This is a genomic window from Jiella marina (assembly GCF_024359545.1).
Classification (GTDB): Bacteria; Pseudomonadota; Alphaproteobacteria; order Rhizobiales; family Rhizobiaceae; genus Jiella.
Genome location: NZ_JAKQZG010000011.1, coordinates 175,738 through 201,952, shown reverse-complemented (window position 1 = coordinate 201,952; position 26,215 = coordinate 175,738). Strand labels below are relative to the sequence as shown.

The following is a 26,215-nucleotide window of genomic DNA, read 5'->3' as shown; positions in this document are numbered from 1 at the left end:
CACCGGCACGAGCACTTCGCGGCCGTTCTGCCGCACCATCACTGGATGACCGGGCGACATCAGCACGTCGCGCTCCGGCACACCGGCACCGAAGGCATTCGCCTTCACCCGGACCGGCGCCATGTGCGCGTTCTCGCCCGAGCAATCGAGCGTGCGGCGGCCGATCCAGATGATATCGCGCGTCAGGCCCGAGGCCGTCACGGCCGTGTCGCCTATCTGCAGATCTTCGACGGCGACCCGGCCACGCTTCGTGGCGATCGCGGTGCCGGAGGCAAAGCAAATCGCAAACGGCGCGTTGTTTGCAGTAATGCTGCTATTTGTATATTGATTGTAGCCATTGTACGTGTATTGGAAAACATAGTAACCGTAGCCGGCCGCGTAGGCAATGAAACCATCGCCATTCGCCAGTGCAGCGACGTAAGTATATTCGAAATTTCCTGGGTTGTTGATCGTGAACGCATCGTCGGAGATGTCCCCGAGGACTGTCGGATCGTCAGGATCGCCCGAATCCACATTGTCCGTCACGATTCGTGGACTGCCAGGGTTGTAGGGTCCCCCAACCACAGTGTAGCTGCCGCTTCCGTTCTGATTGACGGCGGTGTAGTACATTCCCTGCCCGGTCGAGGCCATCAATCTTCTCCTCTAATCAGAGATGGCGAATTTCGGACATGATTCGCGGATGCAAACCCTACGTCATGTCGATCCGGGTTTGATCTTTACCGACTTTCAACACTAAGTCGAGTTCAATTTGACGGTTGACCGGCTGGATCTTGCGTCTTCGGTGGCCGCATGACCGAGACGTGCGGATCCATGTGCAAGGATTGGTAGGACCGGCGTCGATCAGCCGTCCCAAGCAAAGCGATGGGTCGAAAAGCGTCGTGCGCGGATGCAAATGCCGAGTACGAGACGACCAGGCTGCAGGGCCGTGAGCCTCCGCCCGCAAAGGCGACGCTCCTGATCGGAGAGGAAAGCGGCCGTTTTTTTCTTGTCCGCCGTTTGCGAGCCTCGGAGGTTCTATCCCCCACTCACGTTCGGCTCGCTGCCATAGCCCAGGCGCTCGATCAGCGGCTGGAGGATCGGCAGAACCGGCTCAAGATGCTTCAGATAATGGCGATGGCGATAGCGCGAGCGGTCGTAGAGCCTCTCCGTGACCTGCGCGTAGCTTGCGGTCCGGGCGAAGCGGACATTTTCCTCGAATTTCAGGACGTGGGGATCGAAGGGCATGTCGATGAAGTCGAAGACCCGGCGCATCGTCGCCTCCTGGTCGTCGACCATGTCCTCGTAGTGCACCGCCAGATAGTTCAGCGGCATGTTCGCGCGGTAATGGGCGACCAGTTCATGGCTCAGCACCAGATGCTTGGCAGCGCTTTCCAGTTCGGCCCCGCAGAAGAGACCGTGGGTGAACATGTTGGACATGGCGGAGACCATGATGTCGAGCGGATGCCGGATCACGTGGATCAGAGGCGCCTTGGGGAACATCAATCCGATCAGCCCCAGATGGACTTCGTTCAGCGGCATCTTGTCGGTGAACATCCTCGCGCCGTCCTCGACGATCCGCATCTGCTGGACACGCTGCAGATAGGTGTCCCGGAGCGCGTCGAGGCCTTCGAGCTTGTCGCCCATCCAGAGTTCGGCCAGCGCGCCCGGATATTCATGGGGACTGTTGAGAAGGCGCGGCATGATGGCGGCGATCTCATGGACCATGGGCAGTTCGTCGCCGGCCGAAATCAGCGGGCTGACAGAAAGCGATTGTTCCAGCAGCGTCGTGCCCGAGCGCGGAAAGCCGAGGATGAAGATCGGCTGGGCGACGTCGTCACGAAGGCCGGCCCGGGGAAGAAGTTCGACATTGTTCTGGACGAAGAAGGACTTGAGCTGTTCGGCGGTCGCATTCGCCTCGTCTTCCCGGTAGGTCCGCGCTCCCATTTCGATGGCCCGGCGCTTGCCGGTGGCAAAGTCGTCCCAGGCTTCGTCATAGCGGCCCATCTTGTCGAGGAGCCGGCCGCGCTCGAGAAGCTCGATCGGCCGCAGCGTGCGGTCGTCACTCTCGGCGAGAACCGCCAGTGCTTCCTCGAAACGCCGTTCCCGGCCGAGGATTGCCGCGCGTGTCTGGCGCGTCGCCGGCGAGGGTCTGCTGATCTCCTCGACCCGGTCGATCAGCCGCGTCGCCTCGGACAGATTGCGGTCCGCCTCCTCAAGCTGCGCCCAGCCAAGCAAGGTCTGGCGGTTGCCGGGTTCGAGGGCGTCCGCTTCCGCATAGAGCGCACGAGCTTCTTCCATGCGCCCCTGGTTCTTCAGGTTGAGCGCGAGATTGGACAGAACCATCGGAATGCGCTTGCCGGAAAGCTCCAGCGCGCGCCGATGGTGATATTCGCCGGCGGCGGCCCGCCCCGTATTGGTCAGGGCAACACCCATCAGATTGTGGGATTGCGGGTTGCGCGGCGCGATCCGGAGCGCCTGGCGTGCGAAGCGCTCGGCAGCGGGCAGGTTGTGCCGGCCGAGTTCCAAGAGCGCGAGCTTGCTGACGGCCCAATAGTTCAGGGGCTCGACTTCGGTCATCCGTTCCAGAAGAACGGCGGCGGCCTGCTGACGCTTTTCATGCAGACGCACCCCGGCGAGGGTCTGCAGGGCAGGGACGTGGAGTGGCACGGCCTCGAGCACCATCAGGGCAAGCTTTTCGGCGCGCTCGAAATCGCCGGACCGCAAGGCCGATGCGCCCGCTTGCGAGGCGTCTTCCAGATTCGCATCCATCGTCGCCGCTGCAGCAGCGGCCTTGTCCATCCGGCAGCAGTGCTCGGGAGACAGACCGCTTCCGCAAGCACAGGTGCTGCCTTCTGCCGGAACAGGCTCGTCCGGCGTCTGAGGCCGTTCGTGCGCCTCGGATGACAGATTCGACACACGTTCCTCCCTGGGTTGTTCGTGCCCCGCGGTATTTGTCGGCAATCGTTGACGGCCGCAAGGAGAATTCCCGAAACACGTCAGCGGGCGGGATCATGCACGTTGCGAGCCAGGGCGTCTTGCGACCAACCTGTTCACGGCGTCGACGAGGCCGCATGGGCCTTGTGGGAGAACGCCGACCGGCCGCGAATAGGCGTCAGGCCTTGCCCATCAGCTTCAAGGTGAAGGCGTAGATGTAGGCGATCTCCTCGAGCTTCGAGAATCGGCCCGAGGCGCCGGCATGGCCGGAATCCATGTTGGTGCGCAGGATGACCGGATTGTCGTCGGTCTTCATTTCACGCAGCCGCGCGACCCATTTCGCCGGCTCCCAATAGGTCACGCGCGGATCGGTGAGGCCGGCGAGCGCCAGGATCGGCGGATAGGCCTGGGCCTTCACGTTGTCATAGGGCGAATAGGAGGCGATGATCCCGTAATCCTCGCCCGACAGGATGGGATTGCCCCATTCCGGCCATTCCGGCGGGGTGAGCGGCAGCGTGTCGTCGAGCATGGTGTTGAGCACGTCGACGAAGGGCACCACGGCGACGATGCCGCCGAACTTTTCCGGCGCCATGTTGGCGACCGCGCCCATCAGCATGCCGCCGGCCGAGCCGCCTTCGGCGACGATGCGCTTATAGGCGGTGAACCTCTCCGAAACGAGATGGTCGGCCGCCGCAATGAAATCGGTGAAGGTGTTCGCCTTGTTGCGCCGGCGCCCGGCATCGTACCAGGCAAAGCCCTTGTCCTTGCCGCCTCTGATATGGGCGATGGCATAGACGAAGCCGCGGTTCACCAGCGACAGGGCGTTGGTGTTGAAGCTGGCCGGAATGGTGATGCCGTAGGAACCGTAGCCATAGAGCAGGCAGGGCGCCGTGCCGTCGAGCGGCGTGTCCTTGCGATAGAGAAGCGAGACCGGCACGGTCTCGCCGTCCTTGGCCGGCGCGAAGATGCGCCTTGTGACGTAGTCGGCAGGCTCATGGCCCGAGGGTACCTCCTGGGTCTTCAGGAGCGTCCGCTCGCGGGTCTCGACATCGTAGTCGAAAGTCTGGCCCGGTGTGGTCAGCGATGAATAGGAGAAGCGGATGGTCGTCGTGTCGAACTCGTAGGTCCCCGACAGGCCGAGCGAATAGGCTTCCTCGTCGAAGGCGATCGCATGCTCCTCGCCGTCGGAGAGCCGCTTGACCACGATGCGCGGAAGGCCCTCGCGGCGCTCGAGCCAGACGAGATGGTTCTTCAGGACGAAATGGTTGAGAAGGAGCCGCCCGTCCTCATGGGGCACGTAATCGGTCCAGTCCGACCGCCGGGCCGAATCGATCGAGGCAGTGACGATCTTGTAGTCGCGGGCGCCGTCGGCGTTGGTGCGGATATAGAGCGTGCCGCCACCCTCATCGACGTCGTATTCGACGCCGGTCTCGCGCTCGGCAAGCAGCCGCGGCTCGGCTGCCGGGTTCGCGGCCGGAATGAGCCAGCATTCCGACGTCTCGTGGTCGTGGATGTCGATGACCACGAACTCGTCCGACTGGGTCTTGCCGACGCCCATGAAGAAGCCGGCGTCCGTCTCTTCGTAGATCAGCGCGTCGTCGAGCGGATCGCTGCCGAGCTTGTGGTAGAAGATGCGGCTCGGCCGGTGGTTGGAATCGAGGCGGGTGTAGAAGAAACCGTTCGAACGCGCCGACCACACGCCGCCCGAACCGGTGTCCTCGATGAGCTCGGACGTGTCTTCGCCGGTCTCCAGATCGCGAACGCGGAGCGTGTAGAATTCCGAGCCCTTGTCGTCATAGGACCAGGCGAGCCAGCGATGATCGCCGGAATGGCTGACGCCGCCGAGCGAAAAATAGGGCCGGTCGGCCGCTTCCTTCTGGCCGTCGAGCAGCACGCTTTCCTCTCCGCCGTCGCGGGGCCGGCGCACGAAGCGCGGATACTCGGCGCCTGTCTGATAGGCGACGCCGTAGGCGTAGGGGCCGTCGGGCGCAGGGACGGAAGAATCGTCTTCCTTGATTCGCCCTCGCATTTCGGCGACGAGCGTTTCTCTCAGGCCTTCAGTGCCGGCCATGACGGCTTTTTGATACTCGTTCTCCGCCTCGAGATGGGCGCGGATGGCGGGGTCGAGGACGGCCGTGTCCTTGAAGACCTCCTGCCAGTTGTCCGCGCGCAGCCAGGCATAGGCATCCGTCCGCTCCAGGCCGTGCCGCGTATCCGTCAGCGGCCGCTTCTCGGGGCTTGGCGGTTGCGGCAGGTCGGCGGGGAATGCGGGATGTCTCATCAGTCGGCTTTCTCAGGCGGGCGACGCTCGGTCATCGAGCGGGATATGTCATTTTGGGATTGGAGCGCAAATCGCCCGCAAGTTCCACCGGATCGGGCGAAACTCGATGCGCCGGATCCGGCGCCTGTGCCAGATTGGTAAAGGAACTGTTGCAAAAATGGCCCCAAGACGAGGCGTTTCCCGCGACGTTCTGTCACTCGTCTCTTTGGTCGGCTTCGCGTCGGCGCGCGTCGCGACATCGTCAAGCCGGGCGGCGTTGAACATTTTCGTCATCCATTTGCAACGTGGATGATTGCCGGCGCGAGCGCTCCTGCGCTTGCCCCAAACCGCCTGCCTTCCTATGATTTGCCGCGTGCCTCGCCGAAATGGCCGGAGGACTTGGTGGTTTCGGAGGGCAATAGCGAGGCATGGCGGAAATCGAGGCGACGACCGGAACACTGGCCCTTGCCCTGCCATTTCTCGCCGCAGCCCTTGCGCCGATCCTGAGGCGGGGGCTGGGTCATCATGCGGCATGGCTGTTGGCCCTGGCGCCGGCGGTCGCGTTTGCGATCCTGTGGTCGACCGTTCCGCGGGTTGCGGAAGGCGAGGTGTTGACCTTCGGCTATGAGTGGATCCCAGCCTTCGACGCCCGCTTTTCGTTCCGCATCGACGGGCTGTCCTCGACATTCGCACTTCTGATCACCGGTATCGGCACGCTGATCGTGCTTTACGCCGGCGGTTATCTGAAGGGTCATCGCGACCAGGGCCGGTTCTTCTCCTTCATCCTGATGTTCATGGGCGCGATGCTCGGCCTCGTACTGGCCGACGATCTGCTGACGCTCTTCGTCTATTGGGAACTCACCTCGATCACCTCCTTCCTGCTGATCGGCTTCGACCACGAGCGGGAGCGGGCGCGTCGCGGCGCGATCCAGGCGCTCGTCATCACCGGGGGCGGCGGGCTCGTTCTGCTGGCGGGCGTGATCGCCATTCGCGAGTGGACGGGTCTTCATTCGATGACCGAGGTGCTGGCCGCCGGCGACGCGCTTCGAGACAGCCCGTATTACACGGCGATCTTCATTCTCGTGCTCGGCGGCGCTTTCACGAAGTCGGCGCAGATGCCGTTCCATGTCTGGTTGCCGAACGCCATGGAGGCGCCAACGCCGGTTTCGGCCTATCTGCATTCGGCGACCATGGTGAAGGCAGGCGTCTATCTGTTGATGCGCATGCAGCCGGCGCTGGGCGATACCGCCCTCTGGACCACCGTTCTGCCGGCCTTCGGTGCCGTCACGCTCGTCGTCGGCGCGCTGCTGGCGGTGCGCGCGACCGACATCAAGATCACGCTGGCCTATACAACGGTGGCTTCGCTCGGGCTTCTGGTCATGCTGATCGGTGTCGGCAGCGAGACGGCGCTCATTGCGGCGGTGCTCTATCTGATCGCCCATTCGTTGTTCAAGGGCGGGCTCTTCATGGTGGCCGGCTCCGTCGATCACAGCGCGCATACGCGCGAGATCGACCAGTTGGGCGGGCTCGGACGGGCGATGCCACTGACCTTTGCGGCAGCGCTCCTTTGCGCGCTCTCCATGGGCGGGCTCACCCCCTTCGTCGGGTTCCTTGCCAAGGAAGAGATCTATCACGCCCTCGAATATGGCGACGCCTATCACATCGCACTTCTGGTCGCGGCGATCCTGGGCAATGCGCTGATGTTCGCGGCCGCCTTCATCGTCGCTCTGAAGCCCTTCGTCGGCAAGAAGCCGGAGACGATCGAGCATCCCCACGAAGGTGCGCTGACCATCTGGCTCGGACCCTTGGTGCTCGGCGTTCTCAGCCTGCTGGGGGCGCTGTTCTACGGCACCTATCACGAGCTGTTCTCGAGCCCGATGGCCAGTGCGACGGTCGGCGAACCGGTGGAGATCGAGATCGGCTGGATCCCGCATCTCAATCTCGCCTTCGCGCTGTCGATGGCCACGGTCGCGCTCGGCATCGTCATCTACCTCGCCTCAACGGGCATCAGACGGGCGACGAGCGGCTTTCTCTCGGCGCTCGGCTGGGGGCCGGACCATGGTTTCGACCAGGCGATGCGGGGCCTGTTGCGGTTCGCTTTCGCGCTGACCAGTCGTCTGCAGTCCGGCCGACTCGACTATTACATGACCGCGACCGTCATCGTGATCGCCGCCGCTCTCCTCGTGCCGATGGCGATCACCGGGGCGGTGCCGGCCGAGCCGAAATTCCCCGACCTGCGCTTCTACGAATGGGTGGTCCTGGCGCTGATCATCGTCGGCATCGTCGCCGTGGTCATCGCCAAGAACCGGCTGACGGCGATCGTGTCCCTCGGCATTCAGGGTTTCGGCGTCGCGCTGATGTTCATGTTGCTCGGAGCGCCCGACCTCTCCTTCACCCAGTTCATGGTCGAGACGCTGTCGGTGGTGATCCTTGCCCTGGTCATGACGCGGCTGAAGCTTTCGCCGGCCGATCACCGGCCCTTGCGCGAGACGCTCCCTGATGCGGCGCTGGCGCTGGCCGGCGGCATCGGTTTCGGCCTGTTCCTGCTTCTCATCACCCAGCGACCCTTCGATCCGGTCCTGTCCGACTTCTTCGAGCGCTACAGCTACGCCATCGCCCATGGCCGCAACATCGTGAACGTCATCCTCGTCGACTTCCGCGGGGTGGATACGATGGGCGAGATCGCGGTCGTGATGATCACGGGGCTGGCGATCCTGGCGCTGATCCGCATCCGGGTCGGCCGCGGCGGCAAGGCCCAACCCGATCCGACCGAGACGACGCCATGAGAACCATCATCTTCCGCTTCACGGCGCCGTATCTGACGAGCCTGATGGTGCTGTTCTCGGTCTTCGTGCTCCTGCGCGGCCACAACGAACCCGGCGGCGGGTTCATCGGCGGGCTGATCGCCGCCTCGGCCTTCGCGATCTACGGCATCGCCTGCGGCGTCGCGCCGGTACGCCGTGCGCTTTATTTCCACCCGCTGGCGATTTCCGCCTGCGGCCTGTTCTTTGCCGTGATCGCCGGTCTTCTGTCCGTCTTCACCGGCCAGGGTTTCATGACCGGCCTCTGGGCGTTTCCGGCCATCCTCGGCGGTGATGTCGGCCTCTCGACGCCGCTCTTGTTCGACATCGGCGTCTATCTCGTGGTCGTGGGGAGCATCACGTCGATCGCGCTCGCGCTGGAAGAACGGGAGAGCGACTGAATGGAAACCGCCCTGAGCGTCCTCGTCGGCTGCCTGTTCACGGTCTCGCTGTACCTTCTTCTGTCGAAGCACATCATCCGGATGCTGCTCGGCGTCGTGCTGCTTTCCAATGCCGTGAACATCCTGATCTTCACGGCGGGGCGCATCGTCTCCGTCGCGCCGCCTTTCATTCCGCAAGACGCCGAGACCGTCTCCGACGTCGCAAATCCCCTGCCGCAGGCGCTGGTCCTGACGGCGATCGTGATCTCATTCTCCTTCTTCGCCTTTCTTCTCGTGCTTGCCTACCGCGCCTATCAGGACCTCGGGACCGACGACACCGACGAGATGCGTGTCGCCGAGCCCGAGAATGACGGCCTGCCGCCGCTGGGATATTGATCGAAATTCATGGCCTCATCCTCTGAAACAACTGAAGGTGCGACCTCCCACGGTTCAGGCCCGTCTCTGGCGGAACTGAAGGCGGAAGCGATGTTGCCCGGCGGGCTCCACGCGTCGGACTATCTCATCGTGATGCCCGTGGCGATCTGCCTCCTCTTCGGGGCGGTGCTGCTGATGCTGAGAAAGCGCATCGACTGGCACCCGTTCTTTGCCATTCCCGGGTTCCTGGCGCTTTTCGTCGTGGACGTCCTGCTTCTTCTGAAGGTCGCCGCCGAAGGCCCCCAGACGATGATGATGGGAAGCTGGAAGGCGCCCTTCGGCATCGCCTTCACGGTCGACATGATGGGCGCCCTGTTTGTCACGGTCGCCGGCTTCGTCGGGCTCGCCTCGGCGATCTACGCCGTCGGCTCGATCAACCGGACGGAGCGTCGCTACGGTTTCTTCCCGTTCCTGTTCCTGATGATGGGCGGCGTGTCGGGAGCCTTCCTGACCGGGGACCTCTTCAACCTCTATGTCTGGTTCGAGGTGCTGCTGATCGGCTCCTTCGGCCTGTTGATCCTCGGCTCCGAGCACGAACAGCTCGATGGCGCGACGAAATACTGCTTCCTGAACCTCGTCGCGACGACGCTCTTCCTGATCACCACGGGTTATCTCTACGGTCTGACCGGAACGCTCAACATGGCCGACATCGCCGAAAAGGCCGGCCAGATGGAGAATGACGGAGCGCTGTTCACGATCGCGGTCCTCTTCCTCGTGGCCTTCGGCATGAAGGCGGCGGCCTTTCCGCTGAATTTCTGGCTGCCGGCGTCCTATCACACGCCGCGTTTCGTGGTCTCCGCGCTGTTTGCCGGGCTTCTCACCAAGGTCGGCGTCTACGCCCTGATCCGTGTTCTCATGATGCTTCTTCCGCCTGAGCGCGCGGAACTGGCCACGCTGATCGGCTGGGTCGCCGCGCTCACCATGCTGGTCGGCGCGCTGGGAGCGCTGGCCCAGTCGGATCTGCGGCGGCTCTTGAACTATCTGGTGATTTCGGGAATCGGCATCATCATGGCGGGCCTTGCGCTTCCCGCCGCCGATGGCGGCCTCGTCGACGCCGCCGCGGCCGCGAGCGGACAAGCCACCGGCGCCACCGGATCCGCCATGCTGGCGGTCGGTCTGTCCGGTTCGATCTTCTATGCCCTTCACTCCATCGTGGTGATGACGGCGCTTTATCTGGCGGCCGGCATGGCTGCGCGGGTGGCGGGCACGTCGTCGCTCCGTTCGATGGGCGGGCTGTGGCGTGAGCGGCCGGGCCTTGCGGCGCTGATGCTGATCTTTCTGTTTGCGGTTTCCGGCCTGCCGCCCTTTTCGGGCTTCTGGCCCAAGGTGGCGCTCGTTCGCGGGACGATCGGCGCAGATCTGCCGTGGCTCGCTGCGATGATCCTCCTGTCCGGCTTCCTGACCACGATCGCCTCGGCCCGGCTCTTCGCGCTCGCCTTCTGGCGCAACCGCCCCGCGCCGGGCGAGGCACCGCCGCAAATGCGAAGCGAGTTCATGGCGGAAGGCGAGCCGTCACCGGCGTTCTCATTGCTGCCGCTTCTGATTCTGGCCGTTTTCGTGGTCGCCGCCGGCGTCACCCCGCAATGGCTCCTCGCCTGGACGGATGTGGCCGCGAGCGGCGTCGTCGATCCGGCCTCCTATGTCGAATCGGTCTTCGGAGGCGGATCGTGACGCTTTTTCTGATCAACATCGTGCTGGCGCTGGTGTGGACGGTCGTGACCGGCTCCTTCACCCTCGTCAATCTCGTCTTCGGCTTTCTTCTCGGGGCGGCGTCCCTGCATCTGACCCGCGCCCAGATCGGCACGGTCGGCTATGTCGAGCGGGGCGGACGAGTCGTGTCTTTGCTCATCTTGTTCCTCATCGAACTCGTGAAATCGGCCTGGCGGGTGGCCGTGCTCGTCCTGTCGCCGCGCATGCAACTGACGCCCGGCATTTTTGCCTATCCGCTCAAGGTCGACCGCGATTTCGAAATCACGCTTCTGGCCAATCTGATCACTTTGACCCCGGGCACGCTCTCCGTCGACGTGTCGGAGGATCGTTCGACCCTCTACGTTCATGCGATCGACGCGTCCGACCCGGAGGAGGCCCGGGCGGACATCGCCAACGGGTTCGAGCGCAAGATTCTCGAGGCCTTCCGATGAGCGAGTTCGCAAGCGAATTTCTCGACATCTGCCTCAGCCTTTCCCTCGCGATGCTGGGCCTGGCCTTCTTCTTCACCATCGCCCGGATCATCCGCGGCCCGACCTTGCCCGACCGTGTTCTCGGCCTCGACATGCTGACCTCGGTCGCTATCGGTTTCATTGCCGTCATCGGTATCGACACGGGCCGTACGCTTTATGTCGATATCGCCATCGCCCTTGGCCTCGTGGGATTTCTGGCCACCGTCGCCTTCGCGCGCTTCATCCTGGCGCGGGGGAAAACCGCCGACGACGACGAGCGCCAGGGTCTGCCGATCATGGACGATGATCCGCATCGCGACACGGGAAGCGGCAATCCGGCGGCCGATACGGGGGAAGCAGCGCGATGATGGAATCGATCGTCACCATTCTGGCCGGTCTTCTGCTCCTCGTGGGTTCGGCCTTCGCGGCGATCGCCGCCTTCGGCATCCTGCGACTTCCCGACATCTATTCGCGCATGCATGCGGCCTCGAAGGCCGGGGCCGTCGGCTCGGGCATGGCGCTTCTCGCGCTGGCCCTGATGGCCGATTCCCTGCCGGTGGCCTTGCGAGCGATCGCCGCCATCGCCTTCTTTCTGCTGACCGCTCCGCTCTCGGCCCATCTTCTTGCCAAGGCCGCCTATGCCGTCGGCTACAAGCTGTGGCCAGGCTCGGTCCTCGATGAAATGCCGGAGGTCGCGATTACCACCCGCCGCTCGGACACCCCCGCTCGCGGGGACTCTCCGGCGCAACAATCCTCGTGACGGACTCCAGACGCAGCTCGGGGCATCGCACCGGCGGCGTGCTTTGCGTCTTTGCCGGTCTGCTTGGCGCGGCGGGCGTCGGCGGGGCAGCGCTGGCCGCCCATGGCGGGGAGAACCGCCTGGTGGCGATTGCCGCGGCGCTGGCGCTGGTTCATGCACCGGCGCTTGTCGCACTGGCGGCGTTGGTTCTGCACGCGCCGCGCCTGATCGGCCTTGCCGGCTTTGGCATCGTGGTCGGCGTCGCTCTGTTCTCCGGCGACCTCGCGACGCGCTATTTCACCGGCGATCGCCTGTTCACCAATGCGGCGCCGAGCGGCGGCATGATCCTGATCGCAGCCTGGCTTCTCCTTGCCGTCACCGGGTGCGTCATTGCTCTTCGCCGCAAGGACGAAAGCGAATGGGGAGGAAGAACATGAATGGGTTCGACAGCCGGCTTTTCGAGGGCAAGACCGTCGTCGTCACCGGCGCAGGCCGGGGAATCGGGGCCGCGGTCACGCGGGCCTTCCTGGCGACAGGCGCGCATGTCATCGCCCATGCCGGACGCAGTCTCGAACATGCCGAAACGGATCTCCTGGCCGGTCTGAAAGACGAACAAAAAGGCCGGCTGGAGCTTATGACTGCCGACCTCGGGGCGAGGGACGGTGGGGAGCGACTTGCCGCAGACCTCGAAAAGCATCTCGACGGACGCCTCAATGTCCTCGTCAACAATGCGGGCACCATGATGGGCCGCGTGCCGGCAGCCGAGGTGGGGGCAGAGCAGTTCGACGCAGTGGTCGATCTCAATGTGCGCTCCGTCGTCGCGCTGACGACGGCCCTTCTGCCGGCCCTGAAGGCGGGTGGTCAGGCCGAGGGCGGAGCCGCGATCGTCAACACCTCGTCGATCTCGGCGATTATCGGCGGTAGCCCGGGGTCGTCGCTCTATTCCTCGTCGAAAGCCTTCATCTCCACCTGGACCCGGGCAATGGCGCGCGAACTCGCGCCCGATCATATCCGGGTCAATGCGGTTTCGCCCGGTACGATCATGACGGATTTCCATCGTCGCTACTCCTCGCAGGAAAAGCTCGACGCGACGGCGGCTTCTATCCCCATGAAGCGTCTCGGTACCGCCGAGGATTGCGCCGCTTCCTATCTGTTTCTGGCAAGCCCTCAACTCTCAGGCTACATCACCGGACAGGTGATCGAGGTGAATGGCGGCCAGTTCATGGGCTGACCGCGCTCCCCGGGCTTCCGCAAACCGAAAAGTGTTGCGGAAATGCGGGCATAGGCCGCAATTGCGCAATGCTCGGGGGTGAAATGATTCCGTTTTCGGGGAGGGCCGCCTAAATGGATTGGTGGCGCAGGATCCTCTGACGCCCTTCGCCAGATTGGGTTTTCTTGCGCAAACGCCTCCTCCCGGCTGCGGTCTTTTTCCTCGCGACGGCGATCGGCCTGTCGCTCGCGGGGCAGCTCTGGATGTCGAGCGAGGATGCCGACCGGTTGCGCTTTGGCCAATTGGCCGATGACGCGATGGAACGTGTCGAGGCGCGGCTGCAATTGCACCTCGCGCTTCTCGATGCGGCACGGGCGTTCATGACGGTCGAGGGGATCGACGTCCCGCGCGAGACATATCGGACGTTTCTGGCAGGCCTCGATCTTGCCGATCGCTACAACGGGATCCAGGGCATCGGTTTCGCGCGGGTGGTTCCAACGACGGCGGTTGAACCGGCGCGCAGTGACCTCACCGAGCGCTACGGCGACGAGATTGGCATCTGGCCCGAGACCGATCAGCCGATCCGCACGCCGATCGTGCTTCTGGAACCTCAGGACGAGCGGAATCGGGCAGCGCTCGGCTACGACATGTATGCCGACGAGACGCGCCGGGAGGCCATGGAGAAGGCGGCGCGCGTCGGCGACGCCCAGGCCAGCGGCGCGGTTCGGCTGGTTCAGGAGATCGACGAGAACCGGCAGTTCGGTTTTCTGATCTACCTGCCGATGGTCGGTGCGGAGGAAGAGCCGGCCGCGGCTGCGGCCGATATTCCGGGTTTCGTCTACGCCCCGTTTCGCGTCGGCGATCTGTTGAATGCGGTGCTTCTTGAAGAGCCGATCCTGCCCGTGCGCGTTGAAGTGTTCGACGGTGCCGCGAGCCCGGAGAACCTCATTTACGCGTCGGCGGAGAATGAGGGTGCCAGAGTGGAGAAGCAGCTGTCGACGGATCGCAAGCTGGACGTCCTCGGGCGCGAATGGACCGTCCGTCTGACCCCGACGCCGGAGTTCAGACGGATCGGCTCGAATTATCCGGCAGCACTGCTTGCCGCGGTGGTGCTGATGCTGGCCCTCGTTCTTGCACTCCTCGCGCTGGTTCAGGCGCGTCGTGTCGAGGCGGTCGCGGCGCTGAACCGCGAAGGCGAGCGCAATCTCGCGCAGAAGGATCTGATGCTTCGCGAAATGAACCATCGGATCAAGAATTCCATTGCCCGCATGCTGTCGATTGCGCGCCAGACCGCGCGCCGGGCCGAAAATCTCGACGAATTCGTCGAGCGCTATTCGGCGCGGCTGCAGGCCATGGCCTCGGCCCAGGAAATGCTGACCCGCTCGACATGGGGCAGGGCGCGCGTGGACGAGCTCCTGTCGGGTGAACTGGCTCAGGTCTTCGGCGAGGATCGCGAGGATTACATGATCTTCGGCCCCGAGGTCGAAGTGGACGAGACCAAGGCCCAGGCGCTTGGCCTGACTTTCCACGAGCTTGCCACCAACGCCATGAAATACGGGGCGTTGTCGGAAACGAACGGCTCGCTTGTCGTGGAATGGAAACCCCAGGACACCGATCTCGAAATCGTCTGGAGCGAGACGGGCGGGATCGAAACCGATCCCACGATGGCGAGACCGGGTTTCGGAACGAAGCTGATCGACGCGACGATCCGCGGTGAACTGTCCGGAACCATCGAGCGATCGATGGTCGGCGAGGCATTCGTGATCGTCATTCGCTTTCCGCTCGGGGCCTCGGCAGAACGGGTGGACCGGGCGCAACGCAAAGCGTAGGAGCCCGCGCGCAGCCTTTCGCCAGAACCACGACGGTCAGTTCGTCCGGGCGCTTTCCGGGGGTGGTGCCGGATCGCCGGCGGCGCGCCGCCAGGTGACCTCCCGATCGTAGAGTCGCTGAAGCTCGGCCATGTCGCTCAGAAGCTTCGCCTTCTCGTCAGCGAGCCGCTGCCGCCGTCGACGGGCGAGTGCCAGCGCCAGGCTCGTCAGGATGATCGCCACGAGGCAGCCGACCGAGAACACCCGCTGCTTGACAGGATCGGTCACGGGATCGGCGCCGACGATGGCGGCGATGGCGATGAAACTCGTCGCGATCGCGGCAAGGACGCTGCGGGACAGGGCAAAGCCGAGGCCGAAGACAAGCAGAGCGGCAGCGGAAAGCCAGGGATGGGCCGCAACCGCAGCCGACAGATCAGAGATCCAGGTCGCGCCGATCGCGAGCCCGGCTTCGAACCTTTGTCCGAGCGATGTGAGAAGGGTTTCGGAATCCAACGCCCGGACCCCGAGTGCCTATTCGCCGGGATCTTCGATGTCGCGGGCGAGCGCCTGGGCGGCTTCGGCGTCCGGTTGCCGGGTGAAGCCTTTCAGACCCGCATGGAGATTGCGGTCGCGCTCGATCTCGACAGGCGAGGTGAGATAGGCGGTGATCAGCTCCGACAGCGAGCGAAGCGCATGGATGTGGATGCGCTCATAGCCGTGCGAGGCATCGACGCCGAAGGTGATCAGGGCTGTGCGGACATCATGGCCGGCCTCGATCGCCGAGGCGGAATCGGAGCGATAATAGCGGAAGATGTCCTTCTGGTAGCGGATGTCCTCGTCGAGGCAGAGCCGCACCAGCTTCTTCGTCAGATGATAGTCGAACGGCCCGGTCTGGTCGGCCATGCCGATGGTCACGCCGAATTCCGACGAGTTCTGACCCGGCGCCGAGGTGCCGTTGTCGACGGCGATCATCGAGGCGACGTCGGGCGTCAGGATCGAGGCGGCGCCCACGCCCACCTCTTCGGCGATGGTGAACAGCCAGTGGGTGTCGACCGGGGTGACCGCCCCGGCCTTTTCCATGGCGTTCAAGGCAGCGAGCATCACCGCCACACCGGCCTTGTTATCGAGATGACGCGAGACGATGAAGCCGTTGTCGAGGAATTCCGGCTGCGGATCGATCGCGACCGTGTCGCCGATCTCGATGCCGAGCTTGGTGACTTCGTTGAGATCACGGGCAAGGGCATCGACGCGCAGCTCCACATAGTCCCAGCCGACCGGCAGCGTATCGATTTCCTCGTTATAGGTGTGGCCGGACGCCTTGAGCGGGAGGATCGTGCCGCGATAGGTGCCCGCGTCGGAGAAGATCGTGCAGCGGGCGCCTTCGGCGAAACGGGCTGACCAGTGGCCGATGGGCACGAGTTCCAGCCGGCCGTTCTCCTTCAGCCGCTTCACCTGCGCGCCGAGCGTATCGAGATGGCTGACGACGGCGCGGGCCGAAGCGCGGCGCGAACCTTGCCGAACCGCCGAGATCGCGCCGCGGCGGGTCAGCTCGACCTTGAGGCCGAGCCGTTCCAGTTCCTTGGCGACGTGACGGACGACGGTGTCCGTATAGCCGGTGGGGCTTGGGATATGAAAAAGCGCCTTGAGTTGCTCCGTCAGATACTCCGTATCGATGGTTAACCTTGGCACTCAATCCTCCTTAAGCGATTTTCGCTGCTGGCTTCTGGCGGCACGCACCGAAAATGGCATCGAGAGCGGGAACAGCAAGTCGATGAAACGCTCTGCCGTCGGCTGTGGCTCGTGATTGGCAAGCCCCGGCCGTTCGTTCGCCTCGATGAACACATAGTCCGGCAATTGCGGCGCCTTGATCATCAAATCGATTCCCGTCACCGGTATCTCGATTGCACGGGCCGCCGCAACCGCCGCTTCCACCAAAGCGGGATGAATGTCGCCGGTCACATCGTGGATCGTGCCGCCGGTATGCAGATTGGCCGTCTTGCGCACGACGACACGCTCGCCCTCCGCCGGCACATCGTCCATGGCGTAGCCAGCCTGCTTGACGCAGCGCTCGGTCTCGGCGTCGAGTGGCACCTTGCTTTCGCCGCCTGTCGCAGCCGAGCGCCGCCGCGACAGGTGTTCGATGAGTTCTCTCACCGACGCCCGGCCGTCGCCGGTGACCGAAGGCGGTTTGCGCAGAGCGGCCGCCACCAGCCGGTAGTCGATCACGATGAGCCGCAGATCGTCCCCCTGAAAACAGGCCTCCAGAAGCACCTGCGGCGACTGTTCCTTGGCCGCCTTGATTGCCGCCTTGGCCTCGTCGAGGGTCTCGATTCCGACCGAAATGCCGCGGCCCTGTTCGCCGCGCGAGGGTTTGACGACGATCTGGCCGTGCTTTTCGAGAAACGCCTTGATGGCATCGTCGTCGGAATCGCCGTCGATCTGTTCGGGCACCTTGACGCCGGCCCCTTCGACGATGCGGCGGGTGACCGACTTGTCGTCGCAGATCGACATGGCGACGGCGGTAGTCAGTTCCGAGAGACTCTCACGACACAAGACCGTACGGCCGCCATGGGTAAGACGGAAAAAACCGCCGGCCGCATCCACCACTTCACAATGGATGCCACGCCGCCGGGCCTCGTCGACGATGATCTGGGCATAGGGGTTGAGGCCTTCGTAGTCGGCATTCGGGCCGGTGAAGAGGCGCTCGTTGATCTCGTTCTTGCGCTTGACGGTGAAATAGGAGACCCGGACGAAACCGAGCTTCTCGTAGAGCCCGATGGCCTTGTCGTTGTCGTGCATCACCGACAGGTCCATGAAGGCGCAGCCGCGAGCCTGGAAATGCTCGGCGAGGCGCCGCACCAGGCTCTCGCCGATACCGGGATGGGTCGCCTGCGGGTCGACCGCCAGACACCACAGCGACGAGCCGTTCTCCGGATCGCCGAAGGCACGGCGATTGTGAACGCCGGTCACCGTGCCGAGGATCGCGCCGGTGGTCTCGTCTTCGGCGACGAAATAGGTGAGGGCCCGGTTGTCGCGGTTCGTCCAGAAGAAGGCCGGGTGCACCTGCACCATGTTGCGCGACTGGTAGATGCGGTTGACTTCGGTCGCATCCTGCTCCGAGGCGAGGCGGCGGATGAAATAGCCGCGCGGCCGGCGCGTGCTCGGGCGGTAGGTGGACAGGTCGAGACGATAGGTGTGCGAGGGGTCGAGGAAAAGCTCCTGCGGCGCGTGGCTCAGGAGAACGTGCGGGTCCTTGACGTAAAAGGCGATGTCGCGGCGGTCCGGCCCTTCTTCGCGCAGGGAGTTGGCGATCTCGCGCTGGTCGGAGAAGGTCTGGCCGAAGACCAGCCGCCCCCAACCGCAATCGAGGATCGCGTTCTTCTTCAGCCCGTCTCCATTGGACCGCTCGCGCGCAGCCGGCCCCTTCGGCGCCGACGCGCGCAGCTTCTCCAGCCGATGCTCGGCTTGAGCGCGCTCGCCATTCTGGTCGCCTGCCATGGGATCAGACCCCCTGTTCCTGCAGCCACAGTTCCAGAAGCGCCACCTGCCAGAGTTCCGAGCCTCTGAGCGGCGTGATGTGTTCGGACGGATTGGCGAAGAGTTCGTCCAGATAGGACTGCTGGAACAGGCCGCGTCCCTTCGCTGCTTCGGAACCGAGCGTGTCCTTGACCATGTCGAGATAGGGGCCGGAGATGTATTTGAGCTGCGGAACGGGGAAATAGCCCTTCTTGCGGTCGATCACCTCCGACGGCACGACCTGCCGGGCGACCTCTTTCAGGACCCCCTTGCCGTCCTGCTTGAGCTTTTCTTCCGCCGGCACGCGGGCGGCGAGTTCCACCAATTCATGATCGAGGAACGGGACGCGCGCTTCCAGGCCCCAGGCCATGGTCATGTTGTCGACGCGCTTCACCGGATCGTCGACCAGCATGACATGGGCATCGACCCTGAGCGCCTTGTCGACCGGGTTCTCGGCCCCCGCCATCGCGAAATGCCGGGCGACGAAATCGCGGGAGACGTCCTCCTCGGTCTGCCACTCGGGCGCGATCTGGCTCTTCAGCGTTTCATGGCTGCGGTCGAAGAAGGCGCGGGAATAGGCGGCGAGCGGGTCGTTGGCGCCGACCATCTTCGGATACCAGTGATAGCCGCCGAAGATCTCGTCCGCGCCCTGGCCGGACTGCACCACCTTGATGTGCTTGGAGACTTCGCGGGACAGGAGATAGAAGCCGACATTGTCGTAGGAGACCATCGGCTCGGACATGGAGCGGATGGTCCCCGGCAGATGCTCCATCAGCTCCGATCCCGGCACGAAGATCTTGTGATGCTCGGTGCCGTAATGCTTGGCGATGATGTCGGAGAATTCGAACTCGTTGCCGACCTCGCCATTGGCGTCCTCGAAGCCGATCGAAAAGGTGTTGAGGTTCTTCTGGCCGGCCTCGGCGAGAAGGCCGACGATCAGCGAGGAATCGACACCGCCCGACAGAAGCACGCCGACGGGTACGTCGGCGACCATGCGCCGATCGACGGCCGTTCTCAGCGCCTGCATGACCAGATCGCGCCAGTCGTCGGAGGACAGCTTGTCGTCGCCCTCGCGCGGCGAGAAGTCCGGCGCCCAGTAGACCTGATCGTCGAAGGAGCCGTTCGGCTCGATCATCCGGGTCGTCGCGGGCGGCAGCTTGCGCACACCCTTGACGATGGTGAGCGGCGGCGGAACCACCGCGTGGAACGTCATGTAATGGTGCAGCGCCTCCCGGTCGATCGTCCGGTCGACGTCGCCAGTGGCGAGGATCGCCGGGAGCGAGGAGGCGAGATAGAGGCGCTTGTCGTTCTGCGACAGGTAGAGCGGCTTGATGCCGAATCGGTCGCGGGCGAGCATCACGCGGCCCGATTCCCGCTCGGCGATCGCGAAGGCGAACATGCCGTGGAAATGCTTCACGCAGTCGCGGCCCCAGGCGTGATAGGCCTTGATGATGACTTCCGTGTCGCCGGTCGAGAAGAAGCGGTAGCCCTTGCCCTCGAGTTCCTTGCGCAGTTCGGGGTAATTGTAGATGCAGCCGTTGAAGGCGATGGTCAGCCCCAGTTCCGGGTCGACCATCGGCTGCTGGGCCTTTTCCGACAGGTCGATGATCTTCAGGCGACGATGGCCGAGGCCGATCGGCCCGCGCATGACCTGTCCGGCGCCATCCGGTCCCCGGCGTGCGAGGCAGTCGCCCATGCGCTGCAACCGTTCGCCCGAAGCCAGTTCCCCATCGAAGCGGATCTCACCGCAAATCCCGCACATGACGCCTCCAGTCTCGTTTCGCTCTCGCCAGCGTTTTTCGCGTGCCTTTCGACGGGGATATAGAAATCGCGCTGAAACAGAAACCGCCAGAGATACAAGTTTTTGCGGTGCAGTAGGGTCTGTTCGCCCCTCCGGCACGCCTCATGATCACCCAGCGGGTCGTTTTACTCATGCCGGTGGAGGAATCTTAAGCTCCTTGTGACAGGTTCGTCGCATGGTTAGGAGCGTTCGATGAAGCGGACCGCGATGGTCAGAGAGCCGCGACATCGCTGGGTGCGGTGGATCGCCGAGGTCGGGCATGACCTTGCGCCCGAGGTGAAATCGCGCCTGCTGTCCACATTCTACAACTCTCTCGCGGCGCTCGTTGCAGGAGCCGTCAACTCGATGGCGATCGCGCTGGTCGCCTTCCTGCGATCCGGCGATGTCGTCTTCCTGTTCATTGTGGCGGTGGATATCGCTTTGCTGGTGGTGCGTCTCTGGATGACGCGCCATCCCGAGAAGTCCTCGGATGTGCTCTTCCTTGCCGGTCTTGCCTGGAGCTGCCTGGTGGCTCTGACCCTCGCGCTGGTCATTCAGTCGGGGGACGTCACGATGACAGTGGTCGCGCTCGCATCCGGTTTCGCGACGATCGCAGCAATTCTGGGCCGCAATTTCCCTGCCCCGCGCTACGCACTGCTGCAGGGCCTTATCATCATCATGGGATACGAGATCAGCTATGGGGTGCTGCACGCCGACGTGATCCCGCTCCTGGTCCTTCAGGGCGGCGCGTTCCTGCTCGTCGGTCGTGGCATCATCGCGCATAATCGCGATGCCCTCATCCGAGCACTGAAGGGGGAGGAACGCGAGCGCAAGCAGGCCGTACGGGATCCCCTGACGGGGCTGCTCAACCGGCGGGGCCTGGAGGCCGCCTTCCAGAAGAAGCGCGCCGAAAGCTCCGATCTGGTACTCTATTACCTCGACCTCGACGGTTTCAAGCAGGTCAACGACCGTCATGGCCACGGAATTGGCGACCTCCTGCTGCAGCAGGTGGCGCAACGTCTGGAGGCTGTCGCAGGTGAAAGATCGGCGATCTGTCGTCTGGGCGGAGATGAGTTCCTCATCTTGTCACCGCGCGACAACATGGCGGCGGTGCGGGCCTTTGGGGCCCGCATTGTTACCAGCCTGTCAGCCCCATACCGCGTTGAGGATGATCTGCTCGTCCGAATCAGCGCGAGCATAGGCGTGGCCCGCCAGTCGGATGTGGCGCATGCTCTCGACGTATGCATGGCCCAGGCCGACAAGGCGCTCTACGTCGCCAAGGAGAGAGGCAAGGGCATCTGCGTGCTCTACGAGTCGGAAATGCAGCAGACGTTCGCCGCTTCGGCATGAATCGAGGGGATACGCTCGCGCTGTTCCATCTAGGGTCGAATAAGAACCTTGCCGCGATTAAGCCCGGAGAGAGCATCCGCAAGGCCGTCGACAGACTCCTCCAGTGACAGTGTCGCCGCGACGTCGGTGGTCCATTTTCCGGCGATGAAGCGATCCTGAACCTCGGTGAAGGCCTGCTTGCGCTGCTCGGGGCTTGCGCGGGTCATCCATTCGGCCAGCCAGAAGCCTTCGATGACTTTCTTCATGAACACCATCTGCCCGAGATTGGGGAGCGCCGGTGCCTCCGGCGACATCTTGCCGTAGATGATCCAGCGCGAATTCGCGGGCATTGCCGCGAAGATCTCCGCCGAACTCTTGTCGGCCACGGCATCCAGCATAATGGTCGGCGCGTGCTGGCGCATCGCCATCACCAGCATGTCCTCGAAATCCTCGCGTGCGGTGTTCAGCACCGTACCCACGCCGAGGCCTTCCAGCGGCGAGCGATGCTCCTCTCGCCGGACGGTCGCGATGGTGCCGAGCCCCATGTCCTTGGCGAGCGGCGCCATCAGCTTGCCGAGCTGGCTCGCACCAGCCGTCATGACGAAGGACTTGGCTCCCGCCTCCTTGACGAGGTTGACCATCGCCCACGCGGTCACCGGGTTGACGATCAGGGCGGCCGCGTCCTCGTCGCGGAGCTTCGGATGAAGCGGGACCACCGCGCTTGCGGAGGTCAGCGCATACTCGGCCCAGGTTCCGCTGCCGCCACGGCTCGCGGAGACGGCGACGCGCTGGCCGACGAGGGCCTGCGATGCCTCGTCCTCGCCGGCGGCGACCACTTCGCCCATGCCTTCGAAGCCTGCGGGCGTTCCCTTGCGCCGCGGCTGACCGTATTCGCCCTTGATGTAATGAAGGTCCGACGGGTTGACGTTGGCGAGCCCCACCTTGACCAGCACCTCGCTGCCTGAAGGTTTGGGCAGCGGAATCTCCTGAAGCTCGACCCAATCCGACAGGCGTTCGATCGTCGGCCCTTCGGCCGTGCCGGAATAGCCGTCATGCTTGAGGACGAGGGCTTTCATATGGTCGGGCAGGGAGGTCATGGCAGTCTCGTTCGATGAGGTTCGTTTGACCTGCCCAACGCCACGGCCCCGATCAGGTTGCGCCATGTGGACAGGGCCCGATGAAACGGGCCGTTCACCCTCCGCGCGGGACGGACCGCAAAGTCATTGTGCCTGGCCCTCTGCGGCCGGCGAGGGGCTTCGGCGGCGCCAGCTTCCGGCACCGCGCCCGGCGACGATCCAGTAGACCAGTCCGAAGGTGGTCGCGGCGACGAGGATCGCCGTTTCCACGCTCGTGGGGACCATGTCTGGCCCGTAGGCAAGGAAGATGATGGCTAGGCCGCCTAGGAATCCGGCGATCGCATGGACCAGAACCGAGGAAATGCCGAACAGTTCGGTGACGATCATGAAGGCGGCCCAGGGCAGGATGGCGACCCCGCCGATCTGAGCGGCCTGGGCGGCGAAATAGAAGCTGGTATGGACGAACATGACCGGATCGAGCGCGGCCGCTCCGTCGAGTTCGAGGAACGGCCAGAGCATGGCGAAGGCGGCCGTGAGACAGGCGGCCACATAGCCGATCGGGATGACGAACAGAAATCGCAATACGGTTCTCATCGCCGAAGCTCCAACACTCAAACGCCTGTTCGTCTTTCCCGTCCCACCCCGGCAGCCTTAAACCGCCCGAGGCGCAATGTAACGTTTCCGCCGGCACAATCGAATGACCGAGGAACCGCTTCGAGGAGTTCCCCGATGTCCGCCCATCGATCCGCCGCCGCCCTGATCGTGGCCTTGACCTTTCTGGCCGCGCCTTCCAAGGCCGAGACCCGCCATGTGGTGGAGCTCTTCACCAGCCAGGGATGTTCCTCCTGCCCGCCCGCCGACGCGGTGCTGGAAGACCTGGCTTCCCGGCCGGACGTGCTCGCCCTCGGCTTTCATGTCGACTACTGGGATCGTCTCGGCTGGAAGGACACGCTGGGCGATCCGGCCTATTCCGCCCGCCAGCGCGCCTATGCCGTCAGGCGCGGCGATGGACGCGTCTACACGCCGCAGGCCGTCGTCGATGGCGGCGGGCATACGGTGGGCTCCAGTCCGGGCGCGATCTCGCGCTTGATGGGCTCGCCGCTTGCGGTCGATATCCGGATCGACGCGAAGGCGGGAACGGTCGCTGTCGGCAAGGGGCGGGGAAGCGGCACGCTCTGGCGGGTGGATTTCACCCGGAGCTCCGACGTCGCCATCCATCGCGGGGAAAATCGAGGCCGCACCGTGAGCTATGCCCATGCCGTCCGCGGGATGACGGCGCTCGGGAGGTGGGACGGTCGCGCCGCCCGCTTCGATCTCGGCCGTTGTGGGGCGGCGAAGGGAGCCGACGATTGTGCGGTCATCCTGCAGGCGGGATCACCGGGCGCGCCCGGGCCTATCCTGGGCGCGGCCACGTTCTGATCCGTCGCGTCAACGCGCCCTGAAATTGAGACAATACAGGTCGTTGAAGAGGCCTGAGCCGGACTGCGAAGCATCGACCATCGCGGCGTTGGCCGTCTTCAGCGCGTCGACCGCGGCCTCGTCCAACCCAAGATCCACGGCGCCGTCGCTCTCGTTCGCGTAAATCCGCATCAGGAGTTGCTGATAGCGCTTGACGAGGGCGTCGCGGTCCTCCGCGTTAGTCGGTGTTCCGAGTGTGTCGAATTCTGCGACGAGTCTGCGATCGAGGGGCGGGGTCTGCGTTGCGCCGTCTGTGTCTGACACGGCCGTATCGAAGATCGCTCTCAGCGCCTGGAGATAGGAGGCGCCGCGCGCGAAATCATCGAACCATTCGGGCCGGTGGGCTGGGTCGCCGCCGAGCGTATCGAAGGCCGCATTGCCGGCCATGGCGTTAGCCAGGAAGCAGCGCCAGTGGTCCGCGGCGGAGATCTGGGGTACGAAGAAGGCCGCACGGATCCGTTTCAGAGTTTGCGGGTCGATTTTCGCGAAGACTCGTTCGGGAGAGCCGTCGCCCGCGTCGAGCACAAGGCGCTGGCCATCTGCTTCGGAGGTCACACGCCAGCCATTCCGAGCCAGGATCGCGAGAGCACGAAGCAGCGGGCTGCCGGCCTCCATCCGGTCGATCGGCTCGGTGCCTTCAACGCGCTCGGAGAAGATCCACACATCGTCATCGACCGAGAGCTTGCCCTTCCAAGCCAGCGGCATGTCGTGGCAGAGGCTGGGATCGCTCGCGCAGTTCGACGGCGAAGGCTGCCCGAAGGTCATGATCCGATCCTCGACCATGCCGGTCTCGTCGATGATCAGTACTTCTTCGAAGGTTCGCACGATGCCGGATTTGCTCGTCTCGACAGGCAGGTCGCCGATCGAGATCCACCAGCCGGCGGGGATGCCTGCATCGGCCGACTGCGCAAAGGCGGGAGCGGAAAGAAGAAGGGCAAGGCCAAGGATCAGGCGACGGATCATCAGGAATCCCCACCACATCATGCACCTGTCGTGTTCCGCGCGAATGGCGGTAGCCCCGCCGCACATCTCAGAAGAGGCGGCGCGGCATGTCAACACACGGTAGCGTCATGAACCGATGCCGTCGTAGCAACGTCCTGATCCCTCAGGCCGCGCCTTGCAGCGCGTCGCGATCCTTCTTGCGCATGCGCTCCGATTCCGACTTGAGCTGCCCGCAGGCGGCGAAGATGTCGCGGCCGCGCGGGGTGCGGATCGGCGAGGCATAGCCCGCCTGGTTAACATAGTCGGCAAAGCGCTCGATCTCGTCCCACTCCGAACAATCGTAGCGGCTGCCCGGCCAGGGGTTGAAGGGGATGAGATTGATCTTCGCGGGAATGCCTCTCAGAAGCCGCACCAGTTCGCGCGCGTCCTCCATGGAATCGTTGACGCCCTTGAGCATCACATATTCGAAGGTGATGCGCTTCGCGTTCGACAGGCCGGGATAGGCCCGGCAGGCGTCGAGCAGATCCTTCAGCGGGTACTTCTTGTTGATCGGCACCAGTTCGTCGCGCAACTCGTCACGCACCGCGTGGAGCGAGATCGCCAGCATCACGCCCATTTCGGCGCCGGCCTTTTCGATCATCGGCACGACGCCGGAGGTCGAGAGCGTGATCCGCCGCTTCGACAGTGCGAGGCCTTCGCCATCGGAAACGACGGCCAGCGCTGCCTTGACGTTGTCAAAATTGTAGAGCGGCTCGCCCATGCCCATCATCACGACATTGGAAACGTAGCGTCCCTCGGTCGGAACGATCGCACCCGCCGGCGTCGCGGCATCGGGGAAGTCGCCAAGCCGGTCGCGGGCGAGAAGCACCTGGCCGACGATCTCGTCGGCGGTCAGGTTACGCACGAGCCGCTGGGTGCCGGTGTGGCAGAAGGTGCACGTGAGCGTGCAGCCGACCTGGGAAGAGACGCAGAGCGTGCCGCGGCCTTCCTCGGGAATATAGACCGTCTCGATCTCTACCGGACGGCCGGCGCCCTTGGCCGGAAAGCGCAGCACCCATTTGCGCGTGCCGTCCACCGACACCTGTTCGGTAACGATCTCCGGCCGCGCGATCGTATAGGCGGCATCGAGCTTTTCGCGCAGATCCTTCGAGACGTTCGCCATCAACGAGAAATCCGCGACGCCGCGCACATAGAGCCAGTGCCAGAGCTGGGCGACGCGCATCTTGATCTGCCGGGCCGGGACGCCGACGGCTTCGAGCGCTGCGCCCAATTCCTCGCGCGACAGGCCGATCAGCGAGGGCTTTTCCTCGGCTGCAGCCGAAGCGAGGCTGCCCGCCGACAGCGCATTGGCGGCAAGTTCGGCGCGCGCGTCCGGCGCTTTCAGGTCGATCGAAACGGCCATGACGGTC

The 26,215-nt window shown here is 64.2% G+C and carries 23 protein-coding genes; 12 read left to right on the top strand and 11 right to left on the bottom strand.

Features of this window, described 5'->3' with window-relative positions:
* The 3 genes from MF134_RS18230 to MF134_RS18220 form a co-directional block, all read right to left on the bottom strand.
* On the bottom strand, positions 1-630 hold a 630-nt coding region (locus tag MF134_RS18230), incomplete at its 3' end, for a Hint domain-containing protein (RefSeq protein ID WP_255340910.1).
* 384 nt (positions 631-1,014) lie between these two features.
* Positions 1,015-2,895 carry a tetratricopeptide repeat-containing sulfotransferase family protein gene (locus MF134_RS18225; protein ID WP_255340909.1) on the bottom strand — a complete coding sequence of 627 codons (1,881 nt, stop codon included), beginning with the start codon at positions 2,893-2,895 and terminating at the stop codon, positions 1,015-1,017.
* 196 nt (positions 2,896-3,091) lie between these two features.
* Complete coding sequence (locus MF134_RS18220) at positions 3,092-5,194, bottom strand: S9 family peptidase (protein WP_255340908.1); 2,103 nt, start codon at positions 5,192-5,194, stop codon at positions 3,092-3,094.
* Between the two features lie 407 nt (positions 5,195-5,601).
* On the opposite strand from MF134_RS18220, the gene MF134_RS18215 reads away from it, so the two are divergent.
* The 10 genes from MF134_RS18215 (at position 5,602) to MF134_RS18170 (ending at position 14,726) form a co-directional block, all read left to right on the top strand.
* The gene (locus tag MF134_RS18215) at positions 5,602-7,959 is read left to right on the top strand and encodes a putative monovalent cation/H+ antiporter subunit A (RefSeq protein WP_255340907.1); all 2,358 of its coding nucleotides are present in this window, start codon (positions 5,602-5,604) and stop codon (positions 7,957-7,959) included.
* Positions 7,956-8,375, top strand: coding sequence for a Na+/H+ antiporter subunit B (locus tag MF134_RS18210; RefSeq protein WP_255340906.1), 420 nt, complete (start codon positions 7,956-7,958; stop codon positions 8,373-8,375). The genes MF134_RS18215 and MF134_RS18210 overlap by 4 nt, the downstream gene beginning before the upstream one ends.
* Positions 8,376-8,750 (top strand): Na+/H+ antiporter subunit C, encoded by a 375-nt coding sequence (locus tag MF134_RS18205; RefSeq protein WP_255340905.1) that lies wholly within the window; start codon positions 8,376-8,378, stop codon positions 8,748-8,750. It abuts the gene before it with no gap.
* A 9-nt stretch (positions 8,751-8,759) separates the two neighbouring features.
* Positions 8,760-10,460, top strand: a complete 1,701-nt coding sequence (locus MF134_RS18200) for a proton-conducting transporter transmembrane domain-containing protein (protein WP_457590022.1) — start codon at positions 8,760-8,762, stop codon at positions 10,458-10,460.
* On the top strand, positions 10,457-10,930 hold the full coding sequence (locus MF134_RS18195; protein WP_255340904.1) for a Na+/H+ antiporter subunit E: 474 nt from the start codon (positions 10,457-10,459) through the stop codon (positions 10,928-10,930). Before MF134_RS18200 ends, MF134_RS18195 begins: the two co-directional genes overlap by 4 nt.
* On the top strand, positions 10,927-11,316 hold the full coding sequence (locus MF134_RS18190; protein WP_255340903.1) for a cation:proton antiporter: 390 nt from the start codon (positions 10,927-10,929) through the stop codon (positions 11,314-11,316). Before MF134_RS18195 ends, MF134_RS18190 begins: the two co-directional genes overlap by 4 nt.
* Complete coding sequence (gene mnhG, locus MF134_RS18185; protein ID WP_255340902.1) at positions 11,313-11,708, top strand: monovalent cation/H(+) antiporter subunit G; 396 nt, start codon at positions 11,313-11,315, stop codon at positions 11,706-11,708. Before MF134_RS18190 ends, mnhG begins: the two co-directional genes overlap by 4 nt.
* A complete protein-coding gene (locus MF134_RS18180; RefSeq protein ID WP_255340901.1) occupies positions 11,705-12,124 on the top strand; it encodes a DUF423 domain-containing protein in 420 nt (139 codons plus the stop codon). The genes mnhG and MF134_RS18180 overlap by 4 nt, the downstream gene beginning before the upstream one ends.
* The gene (locus MF134_RS18175) at positions 12,121-12,918 is read left to right on the top strand and encodes an SDR family NAD(P)-dependent oxidoreductase (protein ID WP_255340900.1); all 798 of its coding nucleotides are present in this window, start codon (positions 12,121-12,123) and stop codon (positions 12,916-12,918) included. The genes MF134_RS18180 and MF134_RS18175 overlap by 4 nt, the downstream gene beginning before the upstream one ends.
* Before the next feature lie 164 nt (positions 12,919-13,082).
* Complete coding sequence (locus tag MF134_RS18170; RefSeq protein ID WP_255340899.1) at positions 13,083-14,726, top strand: CHASE domain-containing protein; 1,644 nt, start codon at positions 13,083-13,085, stop codon at positions 14,724-14,726.
* A gap of 36 nt (positions 14,727-14,762) precedes the next feature.
* Here the strand turns inward: MF134_RS18170 and MF134_RS18165 are convergent, their stop codons facing one another.
* From MF134_RS18165 to MF134_RS18150, 4 genes are read right to left on the bottom strand one after another with little or no spacing between them, the layout of a single operon-like run.
* Positions 14,763-15,218, bottom strand: coding sequence for a hypothetical protein (locus tag MF134_RS18165; protein WP_255340898.1), 456 nt, complete (start codon positions 15,216-15,218; stop codon positions 14,763-14,765).
* Between the two features lie 18 nt (positions 15,219-15,236).
* Positions 15,237-16,394, bottom strand: a complete 1,158-nt coding sequence (locus tag MF134_RS18160) for an osmoprotectant NAGGN system M42 family peptidase (protein ID WP_255340897.1) — start codon at positions 16,392-16,394, stop codon at positions 15,237-15,239.
* Complete coding sequence (gene ngg, locus MF134_RS18155) at positions 16,395-18,203, bottom strand: N-acetylglutaminylglutamine synthetase (protein WP_255340896.1); 1,809 nt, start codon at positions 18,201-18,203, stop codon at positions 16,395-16,397.
* 4 nt (positions 18,204-18,207) lie between these two features.
* Positions 18,208-19,983, bottom strand: a complete 1,776-nt coding sequence (locus MF134_RS18150; RefSeq protein ID WP_255340895.1) for an N-acetylglutaminylglutamine amidotransferase — start codon at positions 19,981-19,983, stop codon at positions 18,208-18,210.
* Positions 19,984-20,214: 231 nt separating this feature from the next.
* On the opposite strand from MF134_RS18150, the gene MF134_RS18145 reads away from it, so the two are divergent.
* Positions 20,215-21,351, top strand: a complete 1,137-nt coding sequence (locus MF134_RS18145) for a GGDEF domain-containing protein (RefSeq protein WP_255340894.1) — start codon at positions 20,215-20,217, stop codon at positions 21,349-21,351.
* 29 nt (positions 21,352-21,380) lie between these two features.
* On the opposite strand, the gene MF134_RS18140 is transcribed toward MF134_RS18145, so the two are convergent.
* Both MF134_RS18140 and MF134_RS18135 read right to left on the bottom strand, forming a co-directional pair.
* Positions 21,381-22,427, bottom strand: coding sequence for an alcohol dehydrogenase catalytic domain-containing protein (locus MF134_RS18140; protein ID WP_255340893.1), 1,047 nt, complete (start codon positions 22,425-22,427; stop codon positions 21,381-21,383).
* A 123-nt stretch (positions 22,428-22,550) separates the two neighbouring features.
* Entirely contained in the window at positions 22,551-23,000 is a 450-nt protein-coding gene (locus MF134_RS18135; RefSeq protein ID WP_255340892.1) for a hypothetical protein, read from the bottom strand.
* Positions 23,001-23,135: 135 nt separating this feature from the next.
* Here MF134_RS18135 and MF134_RS18130 point away from each other — a divergent pair, with 135 nt between their 5' ends.
* Positions 23,136-23,825, top strand: coding sequence for a DUF1223 domain-containing protein (locus MF134_RS18130; protein ID WP_255340891.1), 690 nt, complete (start codon positions 23,136-23,138; stop codon positions 23,823-23,825).
* A gap of 9 nt (positions 23,826-23,834) precedes the next feature.
* On the opposite strand, the gene MF134_RS18125 is transcribed toward MF134_RS18130, so the two are convergent.
* On the bottom strand, positions 23,835-24,848 hold the full coding sequence (locus MF134_RS18125) for a hypothetical protein (RefSeq protein WP_255340890.1): 1,014 nt from the start codon (positions 24,846-24,848) through the stop codon (positions 23,835-23,837).
* Positions 24,849-24,969: 121 nt separating this feature from the next.
* A complete protein-coding gene (gene rlmN / locus MF134_RS18120; protein WP_255340889.1) occupies positions 24,970-26,208 on the bottom strand; it encodes a 23S rRNA (adenine(2503)-C(2))-methyltransferase RlmN in 1,239 nt (412 codons plus the stop codon).
* Positions 26,209-26,215 lie beyond the last annotated feature (7 nt).

Coding starts and splice junctions, on each gene's coding strand:
- MF134_RS18130 (WP_255340891.1), top strand. CDS start 23,136: ATGTCCGCCCATCGATCCGCCGCCGCCCTGATCGTGGCCTTGACCTTT.
- MF134_RS18205 (WP_255340905.1), top strand. CDS start 8,376: ATGGAAACCGCCCTGAGCGTCCTCGTCGGCTGCCTGTTCACGGTCTCG.
- rlmN (WP_255340889.1), bottom strand. CDS start 26,208: ATGGCCGTTTCGATCGACCTGAAAGCGCCGGACGCGCGCGCCGAACTT.
- MF134_RS18135 (WP_255340892.1), bottom strand. CDS start 23,000: ATGAGAACCGTATTGCGATTTCTGTTCGTCATCCCGATCGGCTATGTG.
- MF134_RS18200 (WP_457590022.1), top strand. CDS start 8,760: ATGGCCTCATCCTCTGAAACAACTGAAGGTGCGACCTCCCACGGTTCA.
- MF134_RS18145 (WP_255340894.1), top strand. CDS start 20,215: ATGAAGCGGACCGCGATGGTCAGAGAGCCGCGACATCGCTGGGTGCGG.
- MF134_RS18150 (WP_255340895.1), bottom strand. CDS start 19,983: ATGTGCGGGATTTGCGGTGAGATCCGCTTCGATGGGGAACTGGCTTCG.
- MF134_RS18125 (WP_255340890.1), bottom strand. CDS start 24,848: ATGATGTGGTGGGGATTCCTGATGATCCGTCGCCTGATCCTTGGCCTT.
- MF134_RS18190 (WP_255340903.1), top strand. CDS start 10,927: ATGAGCGAGTTCGCAAGCGAATTTCTCGACATCTGCCTCAGCCTTTCC.
- ngg (WP_255340896.1), bottom strand. CDS start 18,203: ATGGCAGGCGACCAGAATGGCGAGCGCGCTCAAGCCGAGCATCGGCTG.
- MF134_RS18140 (WP_255340893.1), bottom strand. CDS start 22,427: ATGACCTCCCTGCCCGACCATATGAAAGCCCTCGTCCTCAAGCATGAC.
- MF134_RS18210 (WP_255340906.1), top strand. CDS start 7,956: ATGAGAACCATCATCTTCCGCTTCACGGCGCCGTATCTGACGAGCCTG.
- mnhG (WP_255340902.1), top strand. CDS start 11,313: ATGATGGAATCGATCGTCACCATTCTGGCCGGTCTTCTGCTCCTCGTG.
- MF134_RS18215 (WP_255340907.1), top strand. CDS start 5,602: ATGGCGGAAATCGAGGCGACGACCGGAACACTGGCCCTTGCCCTGCCA.
- MF134_RS18220 (WP_255340908.1), bottom strand. CDS start 5,194: ATGAGACATCCCGCATTCCCCGCCGACCTGCCGCAACCGCCAAGCCCC.
- MF134_RS18175 (WP_255340900.1), top strand. CDS start 12,121: ATGAATGGGTTCGACAGCCGGCTTTTCGAGGGCAAGACCGTCGTCGTC.